The organism is Paenarthrobacter sp. CM16, assembly GCF_013179505.1.
Taxonomy (GTDB): domain Bacteria; phylum Actinomycetota; class Actinomycetes; order Actinomycetales; family Micrococcaceae; genus Arthrobacter.
This window is the reverse complement of sequence record NZ_JABMCX010000234.1, coordinates 1-7,414: the sequence shown is the minus strand read 5'-3', so window position 1 is coordinate 7,414 and position 7,414 is coordinate 1. Positions and strand designations below refer to the sequence as shown.

7 protein-coding genes are annotated in these 7,414 nt (G+C 59.4%); 5 read left to right on the top strand and 2 right to left on the bottom strand.

All coding sequences use genetic code 11. From position 1 onward, the window contains the following. From HP499_RS17930 to HP499_RS17910, 5 genes are all read left to right on the top strand, one after another. A partial coding sequence (locus tag HP499_RS17930; protein ID WP_172325549.1) for an McrB family protein occupies positions 1–1,202 on the top strand: 1,202 nt, incomplete at its 5' end. Next, positions 1,202–2,431: an McrC family protein gene (locus HP499_RS17925; RefSeq protein ID WP_172325548.1), complete on the top strand. Its 1,230-nt coding sequence runs from the start codon at positions 1,202–1,204 to the stop codon at positions 2,429–2,431. The genes HP499_RS17930 and HP499_RS17925, both read left to right, overlap by 1 nt. 51 nt (positions 2,432–2,482) lie before the next feature. Beyond that, positions 2,483–3,451, top strand: coding sequence for a GIY-YIG nuclease family protein (locus HP499_RS17920; RefSeq protein WP_172325547.1), 969 nt, complete (start codon positions 2,483–2,485; stop codon positions 3,449–3,451). Between the two features lie 232 nt (positions 3,452–3,683). Continuing rightward, positions 3,684–5,471, top strand: a complete 1,788-nt coding sequence (locus tag HP499_RS17915) for an alpha/beta hydrolase (protein WP_216660134.1) — start codon at positions 3,684–3,686, stop codon at positions 5,469–5,471. 104 nt (positions 5,472–5,575) lie between these two features. Then, positions 5,576–5,776: a hypothetical protein gene (locus tag HP499_RS17910; RefSeq protein WP_172325546.1), complete on the top strand. Its 201-nt coding sequence runs from the start codon at positions 5,576–5,578 to the stop codon at positions 5,774–5,776. A 12-nt stretch (positions 5,777–5,788) separates the two neighbouring features. Here HP499_RS17910 and HP499_RS17905 read toward each other — a convergent pair whose 3' ends face one another. Both HP499_RS17905 and HP499_RS17900 read right to left on the bottom strand, forming a co-directional pair. Then, positions 5,789–7,033: an NAD(P)/FAD-dependent oxidoreductase gene (locus tag HP499_RS17905; RefSeq protein WP_172325545.1), complete on the bottom strand. Its 1,245-nt coding sequence runs from the start codon at positions 7,031–7,033 to the stop codon at positions 5,789–5,791. Positions 7,034–7,081: 48 nt separating this feature from the next. Then, the coding region (locus HP499_RS17900; RefSeq protein ID WP_172325544.1) for a hypothetical protein at positions 7,082–7,414 on the bottom strand (333 nt) is incomplete at its 5' end.

Below are 7,414 nucleotides of genomic sequence, written 5' to 3'. Positions count from 1 at the left end.
CCTTCGAAAGCAACCTCTACCTGGGCGTTATCACCGGCGAAGCGGAATACGTGGACGACGAGACATCCCGTTTGCGTAGGCAAGTCACGTGGCGCCGCGAACCCATAGCCAATGATGATCTCCCGGCGCCGATGCCGCGGTTGTTGGAGGAACAGGGATCCGTCGTCGACCTCACGGATGCGCTCTCCATCATCAGCGCGTGGTCGGCGGCCGAACCAGTGGTGGACGGCACCACACCGGAGACGACCGCACTGCCGCAGCCCGTCGTCGTACCTCAACTGCGCGAAGCGACCGCCGACCTCGCAACTAAACTGCATGTCGAGCGGGACGACATTAACGAAGTCATTCGGCTCCTACAAACACGTCAGCAGATTGTGTTCTACGGACCGCCGGGAACAGGCAAGACCTACTTGGCGGGAAAGATCGCACGGTTCCTTGCGGGGGAGGAGCACGGAGATCACGTCAAGACGGTACAGTTCCATCCTTCGTACGCGTACGAGGACTTCTTTGAGGGCTATCGTCCCGCGAAGTCCGACGGCGGGGATGTTGGCTTCAGCCTGGAACCCGGACCTTTGCGGCGAATCGCCGCGGAGGCTTCGCTGGACGGGAACCGTGACAAGCCGTATTTCCTGATCATCGATGAGATGAACCGCGGGAATCTGGCCAAGATCTTCGGTGAGCTGTATTTCCTGTTGGAGTACCGTGACCAGGGAATCAACCTGCAGTACAACCCGCAGCAGACATTCGTGCTGCCACCGAATCTGTTCATCATTGGAACGATGAATACAGCCGACCGGTCAATTGCCATGGTGGACGCCGCGATTCGGCGCCGGTTCGCTTTTGTGGAGCTTCATCCGCAGGAAGGCATGATCTCGGGCATGCTCGAGCGCTTCCTGGATACGACCGGGCAGCCGACTCTGCGTGCAGACCTGCTAAATGCACTGAACAGCGAGCTTGGTGACACGAAGCGCGACTTGATGATAGGACCTTCATACTTCATGAAGGAGCACGCGGAAACTGATCAGGGTCTGGCCGAGATCTGGAAGTACGAGTTGTTGCCGTTGCTCGAGGAACACTATTTCGGGCAAATGAGTCGGGAAAAGATCCGTGAGAAGTTCGGCCTCGCCGCCATTCGGCGCAAGGCGAGCGGTGACGTCGGCCCGCACGCCGATGTTTCGGACCCTGGCAACGCGCGAGCCTAATGCCAACGCAGATCATCCTCGACGAGCTTCAGGGCTACCCGGAGCCCGTCGTGCTGGAACGCGAAGTAGCGGCCACCCTGCGGGATACGGGTTTGGTTACCGTTGTCCCGGCGCATAACGGTGCTTGGACAATTCTGCCTTCTGGCAAGGTTGGAGCCGTCCAGATCGATGACCTTCTGGTCAGGGTAAACCCTAAGGAAAAGGTAGGTCTCAGCAGGCTGCTCTTTTTGCTGGGCTACGCCGCCGATCCTGGGTTTAGGCCAGACAACGTGGCTGCGGAAGAGGATAAGGATCTCTTTGCTGCGCTGGGTGAATCGCTTGCAAGGCACGGTGAACGGGCACTCGAACGAGGCCCTCTCAACGGCTACGTGCACATGGAAGAATCACTGCGAACAGTCAGAGGGCGCATTCGCGTCGGCGATCAGATGACCCGCCGGCCTGGGATGCTATTGCCACTAGAAGTGTCCTATGACGATTACACCTCGGACGTAGCGGAAAACCAGATTCTTCGTGCGGCCATTCGGATGATGCTCCATGTTCCGCGTTTGACTGAATCACTTGTTGCGCGACTTGCGCACTTGGACTCAAAACTCGACGGCGTTTCGGCTTTGAACCATGGAGCGCCGCTGCCGTCTTGGAGCGAATCTCGTATAAACGGGCATTACGTGCCGGCATTGAGGTTGTCCGAGATCATCCTTCGGAACATGTCCGCCGAAGCTGGAATGGGTCACCGTGCAGTTGCGTCTTTTGTGGTGAATGTGGCCACCGTGTTTGAGGACTTTGTTGCGACCGCGCTTAAGGAGGCGCTGGAGCCATACCAGGGGCTGACGGAGTGGCAACACGAAGCGTTCATGGACGAAGCCGAGGCCGGGTACTCGAGTGGTGACAGGGTGCGCATGTACGTCGACGTAGTGCACTCGGTTCGAGGACGACCGACGATGATCTTTGATGCCAAGTACAAGGCTGCATCTGCTAGTGGCGCGTATCCAAATGCGGACCACTACCAAATGTTGGCTTACTGCACCGCGCTTGGGGTGCCGCGTGCTTGGCTTGTATACGCTGGCCGCGGTGCAACCCGTGTTCGCCGGGTATTGAACACCGGGGTGTCCGTGGTGGAGTTCCCGTTGGATCTATCGCAGGAGCCGGAGGCTCTTCTGGTGCGTGTGCGTGAGCTAGCAGGACATGCTTATCGGAGCGAGTTCACCGTGGATGCTGGAGGCGGCGCCTAAGATTCTGCTAAGCCTTAAATGCGGCAGCTTTTGGTAGGAGGGGAGGGCGGAATGGTGCTTGGTAAGCAGGTGCGACTGTTCCTGGTTGATGGAACCCCAGGCGGAATGCTGACGGCGGAGATCATGAACTGGACTGGTCATATCATGGCCGCCGGCAGATCTGATTTACCGGAGCTGCTGAAACGTGATGAGGTGAAACGCACAGGGGTGTACCTGCTTTTGGGCGATGATCCCAATGACTCGTACTCTAACGCTATTTACATTGGAGAAGCTGACGAGGTCGGAGAGCGGCTCCGCATCCATAGCCGATCAGAGGACAAAGGCGGCAAAGACTTCTGGAACAGAGCCATTATTCTGACCAGTAAGGATGCAAACCTCACTAAGGCCCACGCCAGGTATCTTGAGAGCCGTTTCATCTCTATTGCCAAGGTCGCTGGGCGTTCCTTTGTGACCAACGGTACTGCTCCGGTACCCCTCCCGCTACCCGAGGCGGATGTCTCGGACATGGAGCAATTTATCGAGCACGCGCGGATTGTCCTGCCAGTCTTGGGCGTTGACGCTCTGCGCGCCGTTCCGACCCTCGCAAGTCTTGAGCCCGCCTCAAAGGGCTCAGCTTCTGAGTCGCCTGTATTCGAGATGACAGTAAGCAGCGAGGGGATCCTAGCTCGGGCACAAGAGACCGATAACGAATTCGTTGTCCTGGCGGAATCCACGGCCCGAAGCGGTTGGGTTGGATCCACTCCCGGCTACTCGAAGCTTCATGAAGTCCTTGTTTCTGATGGGGTTTTGGTCCCAAACGGCTCGAATCTCGCATTCTCGAAGGACTACGTGTTCAAGAGTCCTAGCGCGGCTGCAGCTGTGGTCGCAGGGAGGGCCACCAATGGACGGGTGACTTGGAAAGACCCGTCCACAGGGCTGACGTATGGGCAGTGGCAGGAGCACGGGGTGGAGGATGCCCGATCTGTAGAAAGTGGCGTCGTTAGTCCTTCTTTGATCGAGCAGCAGAGCAACCTGCCTTAATTTCGCAGGGACCGCCTACATTAGGTTGAAACGCATGCACGTCGCCGGAGAGCGCGCCTCACAGGCTTCGGTTGAGAGAAAAGTACCTTTTGCATAGCTATGCTTGCCCAAATGACCTGGCGTTCATCGTCGCGGATGTCCAGGGGTGGACGCGAAGGGGCTTTTCTTGTCGAACGAATCAATCTTGCTGTTCTTGCATGGAGTTGGAAGTGGCGACCAAGAGGACCGCTGGATGGTCGGACTCACGCAATCTCTGGAACGACTCGACTACCCCAGCTTGGAGCCAATGCGCGTCATAGCCCCTAAATACGCCCATGCATTAAAAGGCTCTGACGAACCGTGCCCGCTGCCGGGTTTAACGATCAAGCAGCCTCTTCGGGAGGCGGCCAAAAAGAACCGTCGCGAATTCGAGCGCCGCATCGGAGCCCTGGAATCAAGGCTCGGGCGTCACGATAGAGGGAGCGGCTATATTGGCGGAGACGTCGCGGTCAATGCCTCAGTCGATTTGCCACCTTTTCGGCAAGCGCACAACTACCTGAATAATCCGAATATTCGAGCTCAGGTTCTGGACCGCATTCTGGGCAAACTTCCGGAGTCAGGGAGGCTCGTGATCGTGGGGCACAGCCTGGGTTCGGTCATCGCCGCCGACATCGTCCGGCGTTTGCCTGTGGGCCTTGAGGTGGCTGGCATGGTCACGATCGGGAGCCCCCTGGCGAACGGTGCCTTCGACATGGATAAACTTCGCGACACGCTGAGTGAGCCGCCGACGAATTTGGCATGGTGGGTGAACTTCTGGAATGTCGCTGACCCTGTGGCAGCCCACCGTGGCGTGTCGTCCGCTTTTCCGTGGATGATTGATTTTCGGATTAACACCAAGGCGCTGCCATTTTCTGCTCATGCGGCAGCCGAGTATCTGGCGAATGACGCGGTGGCTGCCGCCATCGGCTTCGCCCTTTACGGGTCCAAAACTACAGAAGTTGCGCAGGCAGGTAGGGGGCTGGATATTCCATTGGACGCCACAGAGCACTTCGCACTCCTGGCCTTGCGGTACGCCTACCTGATGAAGACACGCCTGGAAGGCGAACGAAAAGATCGCTTTGCGGGGGCCCTTCGGCAAGTGCAGGCGGCCGCCGTCGAAGACATCAGGGAACGAAACCTCCGCGACGGCAGGGCGATGCCATCAGAAGTTGCCAGACTCGAATTCGACGTGTCCGATCCAGAGACTCCAGTACCCGAGCCGCTTCCGAGCAGTCATATCACGAAAGAGGATGCCGTTGTCCTTCTGACGGTGCTTGCGGCAGAAAATGTCATACGCCCCTTCGAGATCTCGATCCCCAGAAAGCTATGGCAGGAAGCCATGGAGGACCTCGCCGCTGAGATGGGGCTGGGAGGCCAGTACGGCGCAGACGTGTTCGTAGCGGCAAAGCTTTCGCAAGACGCACTCAGCGGCAGTCGTGGGGTCAATTGGATAAAGTGGGGCGCCCTCGGCGCGGGCGCGGCAGCCATAGTCGTCGCGACCGGTGGCTTGGCGCTCGCTGCTGCACCGGGCCTTGCAGGAGCGGCAGTGATCACGAGCGCCTTAGCCAGTTTCGGCCCCGGCGGAATGATTGGCGGCCTGCTCACTGCGGGCACACTCGTTACGGCCGGCGGTGGCGGCATTGCATACGGCTTAGCCAGTCCAGGAACCACGGCGGAAACTCTTGTCGGCGTTATTGAGCGCCGGCTCGCAGCAGCAATTCTGCGCCAGCGGCAGCATCTCGATCCTGACGAAGGTCTCTGGGCGGTCCTCGTAGAAACCGAAATAGAGGTGCGGCGCGAGCACGAGCGGCTTGATGAGTTTTCTGATGCGTCGGCACCTGCGCTCAAGGAGCTGAAACGGAAGATTGAAGCCATCGAGCGGGCGCTGAAATACCTTACTGACCACGGCTTGGAGCCTCGCGTCGATTCTCCTCAGGAGGACGAGTACCCAACAGCAACTTTCTCCGAGAGGGAACCTTGGTTTTCTAAACAAGGAGGGTGACTGGCCTCAAACGCGGCACAGACCGTCACTACCCATCCGAAGTCTTTGATGGGCGTGAGCCGTTAGGCTTCTTGGACGACATCGTAAGGGGAACGATTCTGAAGATGACTACCGCACGTAAGCTCCGCGTTTTGAACATTTCCGCCACAGTCCTGCTGGTGACCGTAGTGACTCTGCAATCCACGCAAGTGATCAGCATGTTCTGGGGCATGGCGCTCCTGGTGCTCATCGGGGTCCCGACGACGGTCGTTTGGGTGATCCTTGAGCGGCGCCAGGGCGCCGAGAAGATGGTGGACGGGGCGTAACTGGTCAGACTGTCACGTTGCGGCGACCGTCCCGGCCACGTACTCCGAGTCCAGTCCAACTCCGCCGACTATTGCTGAGTAGTGCCTCGTCAGCCATGGCAGGCCCACCACGTATAGCCCTGGGATTTCCATGACGCCTCGCGAGTGCGTTGGATAGCCCCACTCATCTATCACTGGCGTGTCGATGAAGCTGAAGTCGAGTTTGTACCCGCTGGCCCATATGACAGACGTGATGTTGGCATCTGCGAGGTCCAGTTGCGTCGGCCCTGCTGGCAGCCAGTCGTCGTCCGGCAACGGTTCCTGCTCTGGCGCGTCAATCCCCGCCGCCGAAATGTAAGCATCGATTGCCTTTCCTGATCGTTGCGCGAAGATCGACTCAACCATGGCCAGGCGATCGGCGAGGTCGTCACTGAAGGTGATGTCGGCGTCGTCGATTGATTCCAGGTGCCCGTGCAGGTGCATGCCGCGGCGGCTGAGTTCGCGAAGGTGGATGGCGTGACCGCCGTCGGTACCCGAGAGCAAAGGGTTCGGGGCGAAGCGGGCGGCGGGGGAGGGGAGCGCTTCACGGGTGAGGGCGTTGACGCCGAACTCGGGGCCGTGTTTGCCGGTTTCGAGCATCCAGTAGATGAGGTCCTGGCCGCGGTATCTGCGGGGCGCTTCGGGGACGATTGAGACGGAGAGGTGGACTTCGCGGCCGGCGGCGTGGAGTTCCTCGGCGATCTGTCCGCCTGACTGACCGGTGCCGACTATCAGCACGGCGCCCTCCCGAATTTGCTCAGGGTTGCGGTAATCATGCGTGTGAAGTTGTGTCACGCCGGCGGGGAGCATGGCGGACAGCGCGGGGATCTTGGGGACTTGGTATGCGCCCGTCCCGAGGACCACGTTCTTGGCCCGCAGGTTCCCGAGCGATGTCTCAAGATTGAAGGCGCCGTTCGACGCAGGGGATAGCCGGGTTACGTCCACGCCCGTATGGACCGGAGCGACAATGAGCTCCGCGTACCGGCGGAAGAGGTTGACGACAGCGATGCGTGAGATGAACGAGTCCCGATCGTCGCCGTCGTACGGCATGCCGGGGAGGTCCAGCGCAAGGTTCGGGGTGTTCATGTAGAAGCTGTCCCAGCGGTCCTGGAAGGCGCCGCCGAGGGAATCGCGTCGTTCCAGCAGCTGATGCTCGACGCCGAATTGCGTGAGCCAGTAGCTCGTCGTGAGGCCGGCTTGGCCTGCGCCGATGATGACCGTATCCAGGGTCGGTCCCATGGGGTGAACTTTACGCTTGCAGTCCACTTCAGGACAGGTCGCGGGCGGTCAGATGCGACGAGTCTTTCGGGGGTCCCGCGAATTCCATTCGTCCGACGTGAAGAACTCCCGCAATCCCGCTTCCGCCCCCTCGGCCAGGTCTGGTTCTTGCCCTGACAGGTCGAACAGCAGCAGGTAGCCCTTTTGTTTGGCTATGGAGTTGGCGACTTCCAGGGGAGGTTCGTCAGTCCCCGAAAGGGGTTCGCCTTGAAGCAGCCGTTCCGCGATGAGTTCACAGCCGGAGACCTGAATGATGACCATCAGCTCAAAGTCCCTCAACTCATGGTTAATCCAGATGCTCTTGAGCTCGAGAGGGCCATAGATTGTTTCCCCCGCCCGGTA